The sequence below is a fragment of the Novosphingobium sp. SG919 genome, from assembly GCF_012932495.1.
Taxonomy (GTDB): domain Bacteria; phylum Pseudomonadota; class Alphaproteobacteria; order Sphingomonadales; family Sphingomonadaceae; genus Novosphingobium; species Novosphingobium rhizosphaerae.
This window is the reverse complement of sequence record NZ_JABCNG010000001.1, coordinates 1,661,956-1,677,364: the sequence shown is the minus strand read 5'-3', so window position 1 is coordinate 1,677,364 and position 15,409 is coordinate 1,661,956. Positions and strand designations below refer to the sequence as shown.

The window sequence follows — 15,409 nt, the reverse complement described above, 5'->3', positions numbered from 1 at the left end:
ACGCCTTCACTCAGGCCGCCAGCCCGCGCACGCGCAGCAGCGCACCCGGATCGGGCGCGCCCCCGCGAAACGCCACGTAGTTGTCCATGGCTGCGCGTCCGCCGCCTTGGGACAGCACTTCGCGGCGGAATGCCGCGCCAAGCTCGCCTTGGCGCTGCGGTGCCTGGGCAAACTGCTCATAGGCGTCGGACGAAAGCAGCTCTGCCCAGAGGTAGGAATAATAGCCCGCGGCATAGCCACCGGCAAAGATGTGGCTGAACGCGTGGGCAAAGCGGTTCCACGCCGGATAGCGCATCACCGCCACTTCGGCCCGCACCGCATCGAGCAGGCCCTGCACATCGGGCGCATCGGCCGCGGCGCGATGCAGGCGCATGTCGAACAGCGCGAACTCGATCTGGCGCAAAACGGCGAGCGCCCCCATGAAGCCCCGCGCGGCGTTGAGGCGCACGATCAGGTCATCGGGCAGCGGCTGTCCGGTTTCCTCGTGGGCCGAAGCCGCCTTGAGCACGTGCGCATCATAGGCAAAGTTTTCCAGGAACTGGCTCGGCAGTTCCACCGCATCCCATTCCACCCCGCTGATCCCGCCGATGGAGGGCAAGTCGCCCTCGCCCAGCAGGTGATGCAGGCAGTGGCCCATTTCATGGAACAGCGTCACCATGTCGGCATGCTGGAGCAGCGCGGGCTTGCCCGGCGCCGCCTTGGCGAAATTGGTGATCAGATAGGCCACCGGCATCTGCGCCTGTTCCGCCGCGCGGCTGGGAGAGCGGCACACGTTCATCCACGCCCCACCGCGCTTGCCTTCGCGCGCAAAGAAATCGGCGTAAAGCCGGGCGAACGGCGCATCCTGGCCAGCGCGGAACAGGTCGAACCGGCGCACGTCCTCGTGCCACAACCCCTCGCCCGCCACTTCGCGGAAGGTCACGCCAAACAGCCGCTCGACATGGCCGAACAGCGCGGGCAGCACTTTGTCCAGCGGCAGGTAGCGGCGGATTTCGGACTGATCGAGCGCATGACGCGCCAGCCGCGCGCGCTCCGTGGCAAAGCCCATGTCCCACGGCTCCAGCGTCTCGATGCCCAGTTCATCGCGGGCAAACGTGGCCAGATCGGCCAGTTCGGCCTGTGCCAGCGGCCGGGTGCGGGCGGCCAGGTCGGTCAGGAATGCTTCCACCGCCGCCGGGCTTTCGGCCATCTTGGTGGCCAGCGACAGGCTGGCGGCATCGCCCTGCCCCAGCAGCTGCGCCGCCCTGGCGCGCAGGGCCAGCAGTGCGGCCATGCGCGGCCCGTTGTCGAACTGGCCGGCATTCGGCCCCTGGTCCGATGCCCGCGTGGCATAGGCGCGGCTCACTTCCTGGCGCAGCGCGCGGTCCTGGGCATAAGTCAGCACGGCCACCACCACCGGGGCGTGCAGCGTGATCAGCCAGCCTTCTCCATGCCCCTTGGCCTGCGCTGCTGCGGCCATGCCGGCCAGATCCGCCTCGGGTACGCCGGCCAGCCGTGCCGGGTCGGTCACGTGCAGGCTCCAGGCTTCGGTCGCATCCATCACGGCATTGGCATATTCGGTGGAAAGGCGCCCCTGCTCCACCTGGTTCTCGGCAAAATCGTTGGCGTCCTGCCCATCGAGCGCCACGCCCGAAAGCTCGAAATCGCGCAGCGCCAGTTCCCGCGCACGGGCCGCCAGCGAATCCAGCGCCGCCGGGTCGATGGCACGGATCGCTTCGTAAAGCGCGCGGTCCTGGCCCACGGCGGCAAAGTGCGCGGCGATCAGCGGCTGCGCCTGGGCATGGGCGGCGCGCAGTTCGGGGGTGTTGGTCACGGCCAGCAGATGGCCGATCACACCCCAGGCCTCGCCGATGCGGCGGTCGGCCTCTTCCTTGAAGGCCAGCATCGCCGGGTCTCCGGCGCGGGCCACGCATTGCGCCATGGCGTCCCGGTGCGTGGCAATCGCGGCCGTGATCGCCGGCACGATGTCGTCGGCATGGATTGCGGAAAAGGGTGGCTGGTCATGCGCGGCAAGCAGGGGAAACTTGGCGTCGAGCGTGGCGGTATCGGTCAAAGGGGCGCTCCGGCAAGATGTCGTTGCCCATCCAGATAGGAAGGCGTGGCGTGATTGTCTGCCCCGGCAGCGGCTTATTTTGTGTGAAGACCCGCGCCCTGCGCCGCTTCCTCCAGGAATTCCGCCACGGCGCGCACGCGCGGCAAGCGGCGCAATTCGGCGTGGATCACCAGCCAATAGGCGCGTGGCACCGCCACTTCAGGCAGAACCCGCACCAGAGTGGGATCGCCATCGGCGGCAAAGGTGTGCAACAGGCCGATGCCCCCGCCCGCCTGGACCGCCGCCAATTGCACCGTGGCCGATGTGCAGCGGAACTGCGCCTGCATGCCCGGCGCCACTTCATCCAGATAGCGCAGCTCGGGCCAGTCGATCAGGTCGTCGATATAGGAAATCAGCCGGTGGCGCGAAAGATCGTCCACGCTTTCGGGGGTGCCGTGCTGCTCCAGATACGCAGGCGCGGCATAGAAGCCCACGGTGAAGGGCGCCAGTTGCCGGGCATAGAGCCGCCCGCGCGGCGGCCGCTTGAGCGTCACGGCCAGGTCTGCCTCGCGTTGCGAGAGGCTGACGGCGCGGGTTTCCGGCGCCAGTTCCAGCACGATGCGCGGGTGGCGGGCCATGAACAGCGGCATGCGCGGCGCCACCAGGTATGTGCCAAAAGCCGCCGGCGTCGCCACCCGCACCGTGCCGGTCAATTCGGTGTCCACCCCGCCCAGTGCGCTGTCGGCCGCATGGGTTTCCGCCTCGATCCGCTCGGCATGCAACAGCAGGGCACGGCCCGCCTCGGTCAGCCGCGCGCCACTGGGCGAACGGTCCACCAATCGCGCGCCCAGCCCGCTTTCCAGCCCATCAAGCCGGCGCGAGACAGTGGAATGGTCCAGCCCCAGCGCACGGGCCGCGGCGGTCAGGCGGCCATGGCGCGCCACTTCCAGAAATATCCTCAAGTCGTCCCACTGGCGAATGCGCATGGTGTTCCTGCAAATTTGCACGGCCTGTTTGGCGAAAATGCCAGTATCAGGATATTTGCGCACGGGCTACAAGCAGGCATCAAACTTTGCCGGGAGAGTTGCCATGCGCCAGATCGACCATTTCCTCAACGGCGCCGCCGTTGCCGCCACTTCTGGCCGCAAGAGCGACGTTTTCGATCCCAACACCGGCGAAGTCCAGGCGCAGGTCGGCCTGGCGAGCGAGGCCGATGTCGATCAGGCCGTGGCGCTCGCCGCGGCCGTGCAGCCCGAATGGGCCGCCCTCAACCCGCAGCGCCGCGCCCGCGTGATGTTCGAATTCAAGCGCCTGATCGAACGCGACATGGACAAGCTGGCCCACGCGCTGTCGGCCGAACACGGCAAGGTGATTGCCGATGCCAAGGGCGATATCCAACGCGGGCTGGAAGTGATCGAGTTCGTCTGCGCGATCCCCCACCTGCTCAAGGGCGAATATACCGAAGGCGCCGGGCCGGGGATCGACGTGTTCTCGATGCGCCAGCCGCTGGGCGTGGTGGCGGGGATCACCCCGTTCAATTTCCCCGCAATGATCCCGCTGTGGATGAGCGGCCCGGCGCTCGCCACCGGCAATGCCTTCATCCTCAAGCCGTCGGAACGCGATCCCTCGGTGCCCAATATGCTGGCTGAATTGTTCCTCGAAGCCGGCGGCCCGGTGGGCCTGTTCAACGTGGTGCATGGGGACAAGGTGGCCGTCGATGCCATTCTCGACCACCCGCGCATCAAGGCGGTCAGCTTCGTCGGCTCGTCCGACATCGCCAACTATGTCTACCAGCGCGGCGCCCAGGCGGGCAAGCGCATGCAGTGCATGGGCGGCGCCAAGAACCACGGCATCGTGCTGCCCGATGCCGATTTCGACCAAGTCGTCAGCGACATTCTCGGCGCGGCCTATGGCTCGGCCGGGGAACGCTGCATGGCGCTGCCCGTGGTGGTGCCGGTGGGCGACAAAACCGCCGAGGAACTGCGCGCCCGCCTTATCGACGGGATCGCCAGCCTCAAGGTGGGCATTTCCACCGACGAAGCCGCGCACTATGGCCCGGTCGTGACCGCCCAGCACAAGGCGCGGATCGAAAGCTACATCCAGATGGGCCTGGATGAAGGCGCCGAACTGGTGGTGGATGGCCGTGGCTTCTCGCTGCAAGGCTATGAAAACGGCTATTTCCTGGCGCCTACGCTGTTTGACCGGGTGACGCCCGAAATGCGCAGCTACCAGGAAGAGATCTTCGGCCCGGTGCTCCAGATCGTGCGCGCGCAGGATGTGGACCAGGCCATCGCGCTCGCCACCAACCACGCCTATGGCAATGGCGTCGCGATGTTCACCCGCAGCGGCGCGGCCGCCCGCAATTTCGCCGCCAAGGTGGAAGTGGGCATGGTCGGCATCAACGTGCCGATCCCGGTGCCGGTGGCCTATCACAGCTTTGGCGGGTGGAAGCGGTCGGGCTTTGGCGATCTCAACCAATACGGCATGGACGGCGTGCGCTTCTACACCCGCACCAAGACCGTCACCCAGCGCTGGCCCAGCACATCGGGCGGCGTGGTGGACCAGAGCTTCGTGATCCCCACGATGAAGTGAGCCGTTCTCCCATGTGACAAAAGGCCGCACAACCAGATGGTCGTGCGGCCTTTTTTGCGTGATCCTGGCCGGCGCCATGGGCGGCAAGGCATCCTGCTGTCCCCACCTGTTCCAACGGCCAGCCTCGACAGGGCAGGCAAAATGGAACATAATAGGAACATGGAAACGCCTTCCGCCCCAATCCTCTCTTCGCCCACCTGGCGTCTGAGGCCGGCCTTGCGCCGGCCGATGCCGGTGCTGGCGGCGGGGCAAGTGCATGAAGTGCATGGGGAAGGCGATGATCGCGCGGCGGGGCTGGCCTTTGCCCTGGGATTGGGCACGGCGAATCGCCAAGGCGCGGTGCTGGTGGTGCGCGGGGCCTTGCGCCAAGGGCTGGGGCTTTATGGCGAAGGGCTGGCGCGGTTGGGTATCGATCCCGCGCGGCTGCTGCTGGTGGAAGCGCGCGATGCCGCGGCCCTGCTGCGCGCCGGGCTGGAAGGGGCGCGTTGCCCCGGCCTGGCGCTGGTCCTGCTGGAAAGCGAAGGGCCGCTCAAGGGCTATGACCTGACCGCCAGCCGCCGCTTCGTGCTGGCCGCCGAACGCACGCAGACGCCGTTGGTCTTGCTGCGCCATGCGGCTAGGCCGCAGCCCAGTGCGGCGCACACCCGCTGGCAAGTGGCAAGCGCGCCATCCCTGCCGCTGGAGGCGCCACCCGGCGCGCAAGTGCGCCCGCCCGGCCTGCCGATGATCGCGGTTGAGGCGCTGCGCTGGCGGGGTGGGCCAGCGGGGCAGACGTGGCATTTGCAATGGGATGAACAACATGGCGGTTTCCGGGACACCACCGGGTCCCTTGGCGGCACCCCCAACCGGAACGAAAACGCAAGGACGGCGCCATCTGGCGCTGTACTTCCCATGGCTGCCCTGCGAACGGGTTAGGGGCGAACGGGTTAGAGCCACAGCAACAGACCCGCTGCCCGAAGGCGCACCGCTGGCCTTGGTGGCGCGCAACGGGCAGGCGTTGCGGCTGATGGCGGTGGAGCGCGATGCCGCCCGCCATGGCCTGGCGCCGGGTATGACCCTGGCCGATGCCCGCGCCCGCTGTCCCGATCTGGCCACCCTGCCCCATGATCCGGCCGCTGATGCTGCGCTGCTGACGCACCTGGCCAAGGCAATGCACGCGCTGACCCCCAGCGTCACGCCCGATCCGCCCGATGGCCTGCTGCTCGATATCAGCGGCTGCGCGCATTTCTTCGGATCGGAAGCGAAGATGGTGGCAAAGGCAACTGAAATTACAGGCCTTTCCACAATCCATGCGCTGGCCGGCAATCCGGCGGCAGCGCGTGCCCTCGCCCGCCATGGCACCCCGGCCCAGCGCCGCGCCGAAGACGTGGCCGCCCTGCCCGTCTCCGCGCTGGACCTGGGCGAGGCCGCCACCACCGCCTTGCGCCGCGCCGGGCTCAAGCGGCTGGGTGACCTGGTCACGCGCCCGGCGCCAACACTCGCTGCCCGCTTTGGCGAAGGGCTGGTGCTGCGCCTGCGCCAGGTGATGGGCGATGTGGCTGCGCCGTTGGCGCCGCAGCCGGTGCAGGCCCCGATCCGGGCCGAAGCGCGCTTTGCCGAACCCATCGCCCGCACTGACGACGTGCTGGAAGTGGCCGAGGATCTGTTGCGCCAGGTGGCCGCGCAGATGGAGCAGCGCCGCCTGGGCGGGCGCCATTTTGCCCTGACTCTGCATCGCAGCGATGGCGCGCGGCGGCGCCTGCTGGTGGAAACCGGCCAGCCCACGCGCGATCCACCGCTGGTGGTGCGCCTATTGCGCGAGCGGATCGACAGCCTGGCCGACCCGATCGATCCCGGCTTTGGCTTCGATGCCATCACGCTGTCGGTCAAGCGGGCCGATCCGCTGGACGCGCGGCAGACCGGGCTGGACCAGAGCGAGGAAACGCAAGACAGCCTGCAGGCGCTGATCGACCGGCTGGGCGTGCGCCTGGGCCAGGATGCCGTCTTGCGTCTGGCCCCGGCCGACCGGCACATGCCCGAAGCTGCACAAGTCAGCCTGCCTGCCGCAGAATTGAACAGCTCCGTTTCATTTCATCTTCCGGCCATGCCACGCCCCCTGCTGCTGTTCGATCCGCCGCAGGGGATCGAAGTGATTGCCGGGGTGCCCGATGGCCCGCCGCTGCGCCTGCGCTGGCGCGGCGCAGTGCATGAAGTGATCCACGCCGAAGGGCCGGAACGCATTGCACCCGAATGGTGGCGCCAGCGCGGCGGCCACATGGGCGAAGGCGCCACCCGCACCACGCGCGATTACTACCGGATCGAGGATGCGCGCGGCCGCCGTCTGTGGGTGTTTCGGCGCGGGCTTTATGACGGCATGGAAAACGCGCCGTCCTGGTATGTCCATGGGCTGTTTCCATGAGCGACACGCCGTTCTTTGCCGAACCGGTGGCGGCCACCAATTTCAGCTTCCTGCGCGGCGCGGCGCATCCGGCCGAAATGGTCGCGCGCGCCCATGCCCTGGGCCTGAAAGGCATCGGCATTGCCGACAGGAACAGCGTGGCCGGCGTGGTGCGCGCCCATGCCGCCTGGCGGAAGGTGGGCGGGCGGGCGAACGGCTTTGCCCTGAAAGTGGGCGCCCGGCTGTGCTTTGCCGATGGCACGCCCGATATTGCCGCCTATCCCACCACGCGCGCGGCCTGGGGGCGGCTGACCCGCCTGCTTACGCTGGGCAATCGCCGCGTGGAAAAAGGCGATTGCCACCTCACGTTGCCCGATCTGCTGGACCATGCGCAGGGCCTGGCCCTGATTGCCATGGACGGCAGCGCCGATCTGCTGGAGCGGCTGCGCGCGGCAACGCCGCATCTGTGGCTGGCCGCCACGATGCCCCGCGCCGGGCGCGACGGACGCGAACTGGCCCGGCGCATGGCCCTGGCGCAGGAAACCGGGGTGCCGCTGATTGCCAGCAACGACCCGCTTTACGCCGTGCCCGCAGACCGCCCCCTGCACGACGTGCTGACCGCCACGCGCCTTGGCACCACGGTGCGCGCCGCCGGGCGCCGCCTGGCCGCCAATGGCGAGCGGCATATCAAGCCGCCGGCCGAAATGGCGCGCCTGTTTGCCCTGTGCCCGCAGGCGCTGATGGCGGGGCAAGATTGGCTGGATTGCATCACTTTCACACTCGACCAGATCGAGTACGAGTATCCGCACGAGCCCGTCCCGCCCGGCTGGACCCCGCAGGGCTGGCTGGAGCACCTGGTGCTGGAAAGCGCGGGCCGCCAGTTTCCCGCTGGCCTGCCCGAGGGCTATCGTAAGATTCTGGATGAGGAGTTCCGCCTCATCAAACTGAAAAATTACGCCTATTACTTCCTCACCGTGCACGATGTGGTGCACTATGCCCGCAGCCTTTCCCCGCCGATCCTGTGCCAGGGGCGCGGCTCGGCCGCCAATTCGCTGGTCTGCTACCTGCTGGGCATCACCCCGATCGATCCGGTGCAGGAACGCCTGCTGTTCTCCCGCTTCCTGTCGGAAGAGCGCCATGAACCGCCCGATATCGACGTGGATTTCGAGCATCAGCGGCGCGAGGAAGTGATGCAATACATCTATCGCCGCTATGGCCGGGCGCGCGCCGGGATCGTGGCGACGGTGATCCACTATCGCCAGCGCAGCGCGATCCGCGACGTGGGCAAGGCGCTGGGCCTTTCCGAAGACGTGACGGCGCGGCTTTCCGGCACGGTCTGGGGCAGTTGGGGGCGCGGCTCGCTGCCCGAGGAGCGCCTGTCGCAGGCCGGGTTCGATCCTGAGAACCGCGAGATCGCGCGGCTGCGCGAGATGGTCGACCGGCTGCTGACCTTTCCGCGCCACTTGTCGCAGCATGTCGGCGGGTTCGTGCTGTGCGAAAGCCGGCTGGACGAACTGGTGCCGATCCACAACGCCGCCATGCCCGATCGCACGTTCATCGAATGGGACAAGGACGACATCGACACGCTCCAACTGATGAAAGTGGACGTGCTGGCGCTCGGCATGCTCACCTGCATCCGCAAGAGCTTCGACCTGATGGAGCGGCTGAAGTTGGGCCGTTTCTCGCTGGCCACCGTGCCGCGCAAGGACAAGGCGACGTTCGACATGCTGTGCAAGGGCGACAGCGTAGGCACGTTCCAGGTGGAAAGCCGCGCGCAGATGGCCATGCTGCCGCGCATGAAGCCGCGCGAGCTCTATGACCTGGTGATCCAGGTGGCGATCGTGCGGCCCGGCCCGATCCAGGGCGGCATGGTCCACCCCTACCTCCGCCGCCGCAATGGCGAAGAGGCGGTGGTTTTCCCTGGCCCTGAAGGCCAATTGAAAAGCGTGCTGGAAAAGACCCTGGGCGTGCCGCTGTTCCAGGAGCAGGCAATGAAACTGGCCATCGTGGCCGCCGGTTTTTCCCCACCAGAGGCCGATGGCCTGCGCCGCGCCATGGCCACGTTCCGCAACCACGGCACTGTCACCAACTATCAGGAGAAGTTCATCGGTGGCATGGTGAAAAACGGCTATCCGGAAGACTTTGCCGAGCGTTGCTTCGAACAGATCAAGGGTTTTGGCGAATATGGCTTTCCCGAAAGCCATGCGCAGGCGTTCGGCTGGCTGGCCTATGTCTCGTCATGGCTGAAATGCCATTATCCCGGCGTGTTTGCCTGCGCCCTGCTCAATAGCCAGCCCATGGGTTTCTATGCCCCGGCGCAATTGGTGCGCGATGCGCGTGAACATGGCGTGCACGTGCATGGCGCCGATGTGAATGCCAGCTGGTGGGATTGCACGCTGGATGAAGAGCGCGTGCTGCGCCTGGGCCTGCGCCTGATCGACGGGTTCCATGAAGAATGGGCCGCTTCCATCGTACGGGCGCGGATCGATGGGCCTTTCACCTCTCCCGAAGACCTGGCGCGGCGGGCGGAACTGCCCTCGCGCGCGCTGGCTCTGCTCGCCGATGCCGATGCCATGGGATCGCTGGGCCGCTCCCGGCGCCAGGCGGGATGGGACGTGCGCCGCGTGCCGCCCCGGCAATTGCCGCTGTTCGCTGCGCTCGATGCGCCGGAACTGGCGGCAGAGCCCGATGCCGCCCTGCCTGCCATGCCGCTGGCGGAGGAAGTGGTGGCCGATTACCAGACCCAGCGGCTTTCGCTCAGAGGCCACCCCATGCAATTCCTGCGCGCGCGTTTAGCGGCGCAGGGGGTGCTATCGTGCGCGCAGGTCAATGCCGGCAAGGATGGGCAGAAAGTGCGCGTGGCCGGCGTGGTGCTGGTGCGCCAGCGGCCGGGCAAGGGCAATGCGATTTTCATCACGCTGGAAGACGAGACCGCCGTGGTCAATGCGCTGCTGTGGGCGCGCGATTTCGAGAAACAGCGGCGCCAGGTCATGGCTGCGCGGCTCATGGTGATCGAAGGCGAAGTGCAGCGCAGCAAGGAAGGCGTGGTGCACTTGATGGCCGCGCTGGTACACGATGCCAGCGAGGCCCTGGCGCAGCTGCACGAGGATGGCGCGGCGCCCACGCCCGATCCGGCCATGGCCCGCCATCCGCGCCAAGTGCGGGTGTTGCCGCGCTCGCGGGATTTTCATTGAGGGGTAAGCGTTGCGTGGGCCCCCGGATCACGTCCAGGGTCCCGCTTCTTGAAACATCAAACAAAAAACCCGGCTATCCTGCTGGATAACCGGGCTTTTGCTTTCAAGGTAAAGAACTCAACCCGCCGGCAGCAGATGCCGTTCACCGGCGATGCGCTGCATCGCCTTTTGCAGCTTTTCAAAGGCGCGCACTTCGATCTGGCGCACGCGTTCGCGGCTGACGTTGTAGACCTGGCTCAGTTCTTCCAGGGTCTTGGGATCGTCCACCAGGCGGCGGTCGGTCAGGATATGGCGCTCACGCTCGTTGAGGCTGCCCATGGCTTCCACCAGCATGTCGTGGCGGAAATGGGCTTCCTCGGCGTCGGCCACGGTTTCGTCCTGCAGCGGACGATCGTCGGCCAGCCAATCCTGCCAGGTGCCTTCGCCGTCTTCGCGCAGCGGCACGTTCAGGCTGGCATCGCCACCCATGATCATGCGCCGGTTCATGTTGATCACTTCCTGCTCGGGAACGCCGAGGTCGGTTGCGATCTTGCGGACGTCTTCAGGCGAAAGATCGGTATCCTCGAATGCCTCGAGGTTCTTCTTCATGCGCCGCAGGTTGAAGAACAGCTTCTTCTGCGCCGCGGTGGTGCCCATCTTGACCAGGCTCCACGAGCGCAGGATGAATTCCTGCATCGAGGCCTTGATCCACCACATGGCATAGGTAGCCAGGCGGAAGCCACGATCGGGCTCGAACTTCTTGACGCCCTGCATCAGGCCGATGTTCCCTTCGGAAATCAGCTCGGACACGGGCAGGCCATAGCCGCGATAACCCATGGCGATCTTGGCCACGAGTCGCAGGTGGCTCGTCACCAGCTGGGCGGCGGCTTCGGGATCGGCATGTTCCTGGTAGCGCTTGGCGAGCATGTATTCCTGCTCAGCCGTCAGCACCGGAAACTTACGAATCTCAGAGAGATAGCGGTTGAGGCTGGCTTCCCCGCCCAGGGCCGGAACGGTCGCGGGGGCTTTGGCCACTGCTGTCTTGTTGCTCACCTGAACACATCCTTTCGTCGCGTCAGTTCCCCGATGGAGAACCTCTAGCGAGCATTCCCCGGTGGGGCCACACATCCTTTTGATACACAGTAATCGATTTATACCATGATCGAACTCAAGAACCGCCCAGTTCGACAATCAGTTCCGTCATATCGACGGGCGTCGAACTGGTGAAATGGAGCGCTTCGCCGCTGATCGGGTGAATGAAACCCAATTCTGCCGCATGCAGCGCCTGTCGGGCAAAGCCGATCCGGGCGAGGATAGGGCGAATTTTGGCGGGCGCGCGTCCATAGACAGGATCACCCAATAGCGAATGCCCGATTGATGCAAGGTGAACGCGCACCTGGTGGGTTCTGCCTGTTTCCAATCGACATTCCACAAGGGCCGCACCATCGAGGCGCGCGAGCGTGCGATAGTGGGTGACGGCGTGCTTGCCCCGCCCATCGGCCACCAGCGCCATCTTCTTGCGGTCATGCACCGACCGGGCGATGGCGCCGGTAATCGTGCCGGCGGCCGGGATCGGCTGCCCCACCGTAACCGCCTTGTAGGCCCGGATGATCGAATGGTCGGCAAACTGGCGCGCCAGCCCTTCGTGCGCGGCATCGCTCTTGGCCACGACCAAGAGGCCCGAGGTATCCTTGTCGATCCGGTGCACGATGCCCGGCCGTGCCACCCCGCCGATGCCGGAAAGCTGGCCGCGGCAATGGTGCAGCAAGGCATTGACCAGCGTACCATCGAGATTGCCCGCCGCCGGGTGCACCACCAGGCCGGCCGGCTTGTCCACCACGATCAGCGCATCGTCTTCATACGTCACCGACAGCGGAATGTCCTGCGCCACGGCCTCGGCCGGAACGGCCGCCGGAACCTGCACGGCAAACGCGGCGCCGGCCGCAACCTTGAGCGAGGCCTGGCGCACGCCCTGACCATCGAGCGTCACGCGCCCCTCTTCGAGCAGCGCCTTGACCCGCTCGCGCGAAAGCCCGCTGGCGTCGGCCAGTGCCTTGTCGAGGCGGCCGGGCGCGGCGATCGTGCCAGTCAGAATGTCGTCGGTTCCCCCCATTGGAAGGCCGATATGGGAACGATTGCGGCGCCCGACAAGGGGGTGTATTGCCTGGCCGATGGCCTTCCATGCCTACCTTCTGCGCTGCGCCGATGGATCGTTTTATGCGGGGCACACCGATGACCTGACCCGGCGGATGGCGCAGCACGAAAGTGGTCAGCTCGGCGGCTTTACCGCCAAACGCCGTCCGGTTCGGCTGGTGTGGCAGCAGGACTTTGCCACGCGGGAGGAAGCGCTTTCGGCCGAATTGCGAATCAAGGGCTGGTCTCGGGCGAAAAAGCAGGCCTTGATCGATGGGGATTGGGATCGATTGACGGTCTTGGCGCGCAATCGGCAAGCTGGCGCCGGCGCGCGAGGGGGCTTCGACAAGCTCAGCCCGAACGGAGAGGGTGGGAGTGATGGGAAACCGTCTGCCTCTTCTGCGTCCCAACCTCCGTTCGCCCTGAGCCTGTCGAAGGGCGCCAGCGCAACGCCTGACATCACCCTTTCGCCCGCCGCCCACGCGACGATGCTCGCCGCGGCGGCGCAGGCCCACCCACGCGAGGCGTGCGGCCTCTTGCTGGGCACCGGCCTGCACATCGGCCTGGCGCAGGAATGCACCAATGTGGCACCAGATCCGTTGCATCATTTCGAGATCGATCCCTTGGCGCTGATCGCCGCGCACCGCACGGCGCGCGCCGGAGGGCCCGCGATATTGGGCTATTTTCACAGTCACCCCAATGGCTTAGAAAGACCTTCTGCCACCGATTCTGCAAGCCGGGCTGGCGATGGGCGGATCTGGGCAATCGTGACCGGTGCGCAAGTGACGTTGTGGCGGGATGCGCCATCCGCATTTCAAGCGCTTTCCTATCGCGTCGCAGACGGTTAAGGCGATTGGCCGGGGAGAGGGTGCATCAGGCACGTGATCCCGCGCACATATCTGGTAAAGGCTTGTCCACGTTCCATGACCATCGCCACCCTCGATCTTGCCAGCCTGCTCTGCTCGCGGCTTTGCCACGACCTGTTGAGCCCGGTGGGCGCGCTCACCAACGGGCTGGAACTGCTGGCAGAGGAACGCGACCCGGAAATGCGCCAGAAGTGCATGGAATTGCTGGAACAAAGCGCGACGAGTTCGGCCAACAAGCTGCGCTTTTTCCGCCTGGCATTCGGCGCGGCGGGTGGCTTTGGCGAGATGGTGCCGGTGAACGAACCGCGCGCGCTGGTTGACGCGCTGGTGGCGGCAAACCCGCGCATTTCAGTGGCTTGGGCGCTGGCCGACGACATGCTGCCCAAGGCTGCGGTCAAGACGCTGCTCAACCTGTCGCTGATCGGGATCGAGGCGCTGGTGCGCGGTGGCAACCTGGACATTGCGGGCGAAGTAAGAGGTGGCGCGACCGAACTGGTGATCCGCGCGAGCGGGCCGCGCATCGCCTTCGATCCGCTGGTCGGCCAGGCCCTGGCCGGAACGTTGGCCCCGGCCGATCTTTCCAGCCGCACGGCGCCAGCCGCCATGCTCTACCAATTGGCGCAGGGCCTGGGCGGCGGCTTCCAGACCCACGTTGCGGCCGATGCCCTGGTGCTGGGCGCGGTGCTGCCGGTTCGCTGAGCGCATCAGGCAGGCATGAACCGCTGGCTGGTCCATCGCGAAGAACCGTCGCCCAATTTCAACGAACGGCGGCTGCCGGTGTCCATGGTCGTGCTGCATTATACCGGCATGCAAAGCGGGGCTGAAGCGCTGGAGCGGCTGAAGGACCCGACAGCCGAAGTTTCGGCGCACTATCTGATCGACGAAGACGGCACGGTGGTGCGCCTGGTCGATGAAGCCAAGCGCGCCTGGCACGCCGGGCGCAGTTTCTGGCGCGGGATCACCGACGTCAATTCGGCGAGCGTGGGGATCGAACTGGTCAACCCTGGGCACGAGTTCGGCTATCGCCCCTTTCCCGATGCGCAGATGGAAGCGCTGGTGCCACTGCTGGGCGATATCGTGCGCCGGCACGACATTCCCCGCGCCAACGTGGTCGGCCATTCCGACGTGGCGCCGGCGCGCAAGACCGATCCGGGTGAGTTGTTCGATTGGGACATGCTGGCGCGCTACAACCTCACCCTGCCCCGCCCGCGCCCCAAGATGCGCCTGCTCTATGACAACGAAGGCGCATTTTTCCTGGCACTGGAACGCTTTGGCTATGACGTGACCGACAAGGAAGCCGCAGTCGCGGCATTCCAGCGGCGCTGGCGTCCGCACAAGATCGATGGCCAGGTGGACGGACAAATCGGCGCATTGTTATTCGAACTGCTGTTGGCGCGCGATCTAGGCCATGCTAGGTGACCGCCTCGCGCCGGGGAGCCGGGCAGCCGCGTCATCACTTCGTCTGATGCCGAGGAAAGTCCGGGCTCCACGAAACAAGGGTGGCGGGTAACGCCCGCCGGCCCGGTGCAAACCGGGCAAGGGAAAGTGCCACAGAGAGCAAACCGCCGACGGGGCCTTCGGGCCCCGGGCAAGGGTGAAAGGGTGCGGTAAGAGCGCACCGCGCGACCGGCAACGGAAGCGGCATGGCAAACCCCACCCGGAGCAAGACCGAATAGGGGCAACGCGCATCTGAAAGGATGCAGGCGGGTTTCGCGCCAGTTGCCCGGGTTGGTTGCTGGAGCGGCCTGGCAACAGGCCGCCGAGAGGAATGGCTGCCCGCGCCGATACGGTCCACCAGTGGGATACCGTCGGTGCGACAGAACCCGGCTTACAGGCTTCCCGGCGCGTATCATTTGTTCAAGGGGCCGCAGCCATGTCCACCATCATCCGCATCGAACCGGGCCCCCGCATGAGCGAGGCCGTAGTGCACAACGGCACCGTCTATCTGGCCGGCCAAGTGGGGGAAGCTGGCGATAGCGTGTTCGACCAGACGCGCACCGCCCTGGCCGAGATCGAACGGCTGCTGATCCTGGCCGGCAGCACCAAGGCGCACATGCTGTCAGCCATGATCTGGCTGGCCGACATGACTGATTTCGACGAAATGAACCGCGCCTGGGATGCCTTTGTCGCCGATGTGCCGCCCCCTGCCCGTGCCACGGGCCAGGCGAGCCTGGCAGATCCGGCCTGGCGCGTGGAAATCGTGGTGACCGCGGCGGTTGCCTGAACGCGCGCAGGC

General features: G+C 66.5%; 12 protein-coding genes and 1 other RNA gene. 9 read left to right on the top strand and 4 right to left on the bottom strand.

Going from position 1 to position 15,409, the window contains the following annotated elements; translation table 11 throughout:
* Positions 1 to 10: 10 nt before the first annotated feature.
* Together FHT19_RS07535 and FHT19_RS07530 are read right to left on the bottom strand one after the other, a co-directional pair.
* The gene (locus FHT19_RS07535; RefSeq protein ID WP_169474464.1) at positions 11 to 2,053 is read right to left on the bottom strand and encodes a M3 family metallopeptidase; all 2,043 of its coding nucleotides are present in this window, start codon (positions 2,051 to 2,053) and stop codon (positions 11 to 13) included.
* Between the two features lie 74 nt (positions 2,054 to 2,127).
* Positions 2,128 to 3,018 carry a LysR family transcriptional regulator gene (locus FHT19_RS07530; protein WP_211184755.1) on the bottom strand — a complete coding sequence of 297 codons (891 nt, stop codon included), beginning with the start codon at positions 3,016 to 3,018 and terminating at the stop codon, positions 2,128 to 2,130.
* 103 nt (positions 3,019 to 3,121) lie between these two features.
* Here FHT19_RS07530 and FHT19_RS07525 point away from each other — a divergent pair, with 103 nt between their 5' ends.
* The 4 genes from FHT19_RS07525 (at position 3,122) to FHT19_RS07510 (ending at position 10,195) form a co-directional block, all read left to right on the top strand.
* Positions 3,122 to 4,624 (top strand): CoA-acylating methylmalonate-semialdehyde dehydrogenase, encoded by a 1,503-nt coding sequence (locus FHT19_RS07525; RefSeq protein ID WP_169474463.1) that lies wholly within the window; start codon positions 3,122 to 3,124, stop codon positions 4,622 to 4,624.
* A gap of 159 nt (positions 4,625 to 4,783) precedes the next feature.
* Positions 4,784 to 5,539, top strand: a complete 756-nt coding sequence (locus FHT19_RS07520) for a hypothetical protein (RefSeq protein WP_169474462.1) — start codon at positions 4,784 to 4,786, stop codon at positions 5,537 to 5,539.
* The gene (locus FHT19_RS07515; RefSeq protein WP_169474461.1) at positions 5,424 to 7,022 is read left to right on the top strand and encodes a DNA polymerase Y family protein; all 1,599 of its coding nucleotides are present in this window, start codon (positions 5,424 to 5,426) and stop codon (positions 7,020 to 7,022) included. The genes FHT19_RS07520 and FHT19_RS07515 overlap by 116 nt, the downstream gene beginning before the upstream one ends.
* A complete protein-coding gene (locus FHT19_RS07510; protein WP_169474460.1) occupies positions 7,019 to 10,195 on the top strand; it encodes an error-prone DNA polymerase in 3,177 nt (1,058 codons plus the stop codon). Before FHT19_RS07515 ends, FHT19_RS07510 begins: the two co-directional genes overlap by 4 nt.
* A 117-nt stretch (positions 10,196 to 10,312) precedes the next feature.
* Here FHT19_RS07510 and rpoH read toward each other — a convergent pair whose 3' ends face one another.
* Positions 10,313 to 11,227, bottom strand: a complete 915-nt coding sequence (gene rpoH, locus FHT19_RS07505; RefSeq protein WP_229814998.1) for an RNA polymerase sigma factor RpoH — start codon at positions 11,225 to 11,227, stop codon at positions 10,313 to 10,315.
* A gap of 115 nt (positions 11,228 to 11,342) precedes the next feature.
* Positions 11,343 to 12,287 carry an RluA family pseudouridine synthase gene (locus tag FHT19_RS07500; RefSeq protein ID WP_169474459.1) on the bottom strand — a complete coding sequence of 315 codons (945 nt, stop codon included), beginning with the start codon at positions 12,285 to 12,287 and terminating at the stop codon, positions 11,343 to 11,345.
* A gap of 58 nt (positions 12,288 to 12,345) precedes the next feature.
* On the opposite strand from FHT19_RS07500, the gene FHT19_RS24745 reads away from it, so the two are divergent.
* From FHT19_RS24745 to FHT19_RS07470, 5 genes are all read left to right on the top strand, one after another.
* On the top strand, positions 12,346 to 13,155 hold the full coding sequence (locus FHT19_RS24745) for a Mov34/MPN/PAD-1 family protein (protein ID WP_348981751.1): 810 nt from the start codon (positions 12,346 to 12,348) through the stop codon (positions 13,153 to 13,155).
* A 75-nt stretch (positions 13,156 to 13,230) separates the two neighbouring features.
* Entirely contained in the window at positions 13,231 to 13,872 is a 642-nt protein-coding gene (locus FHT19_RS07485; protein WP_168554940.1) for a histidine phosphotransferase family protein, read from the top strand.
* Between the two features lie 15 nt (positions 13,873 to 13,887).
* Positions 13,888 to 14,592, top strand: coding sequence for an N-acetylmuramoyl-L-alanine amidase (locus tag FHT19_RS07480; RefSeq protein ID WP_168554939.1), 705 nt, complete (start codon positions 13,888 to 13,890; stop codon positions 14,590 to 14,592).
* 10 nt (positions 14,593 to 14,602) lie between these two features.
* An RNA gene (gene rnpB, locus FHT19_RS07475) (RNase P RNA component class A) lies at positions 14,603 to 15,020 on the top strand.
* 26 nt (positions 15,021 to 15,046) lie between these two features.
* Positions 15,047 to 15,397 (top strand): RidA family protein, encoded by a 351-nt coding sequence (locus tag FHT19_RS07470; protein WP_169474458.1) that lies wholly within the window; start codon positions 15,047 to 15,049, stop codon positions 15,395 to 15,397.
* Positions 15,398 to 15,409 lie beyond the last annotated feature (12 nt).

Excerpts from the sequence above, each read along its gene's own strand:
- FHT19_RS07530 (WP_211184755.1), bottom strand. The coding sequence starts at position 3,018 with ATGCGCATTCGCCAGTGGGACGACTTGAGGATATTTCTGGAAGTGGCG.
- FHT19_RS07525 (WP_169474463.1), top strand. The coding sequence starts at position 3,122 with ATGCGCCAGATCGACCATTTCCTCAACGGCGCCGCCGTTGCCGCCACT.
- FHT19_RS07520 (WP_169474462.1), top strand. The coding sequence starts at position 4,784 with ATGGAAACGCCTTCCGCCCCAATCCTCTCTTCGCCCACCTGGCGTCTG.
- FHT19_RS07515 (WP_169474461.1), top strand. The coding sequence starts at position 5,424 with ATGGCGGTTTCCGGGACACCACCGGGTCCCTTGGCGGCACCCCCAACC.
- FHT19_RS07510 (WP_169474460.1), top strand. The coding sequence starts at position 7,019 with ATGAGCGACACGCCGTTCTTTGCCGAACCGGTGGCGGCCACCAATTTC.
- FHT19_RS07500 (WP_169474459.1), bottom strand. The coding sequence starts at position 12,287 with ATGGGGGGAACCGACGACATTCTGACTGGCACGATCGCCGCGCCCGGC.
- FHT19_RS24745 (WP_348981751.1), top strand. The coding sequence starts at position 12,346 with ATGGCCTTCCATGCCTACCTTCTGCGCTGCGCCGATGGATCGTTTTAT.
- FHT19_RS07485 (WP_168554940.1), top strand. The coding sequence starts at position 13,231 with ATGACCATCGCCACCCTCGATCTTGCCAGCCTGCTCTGCTCGCGGCTT.
- FHT19_RS07480 (WP_168554939.1), top strand. The coding sequence starts at position 13,888 with ATGAACCGCTGGCTGGTCCATCGCGAAGAACCGTCGCCCAATTTCAAC.
- FHT19_RS07470 (WP_169474458.1), top strand. The coding sequence starts at position 15,047 with ATGTCCACCATCATCCGCATCGAACCGGGCCCCCGCATGAGCGAGGCC.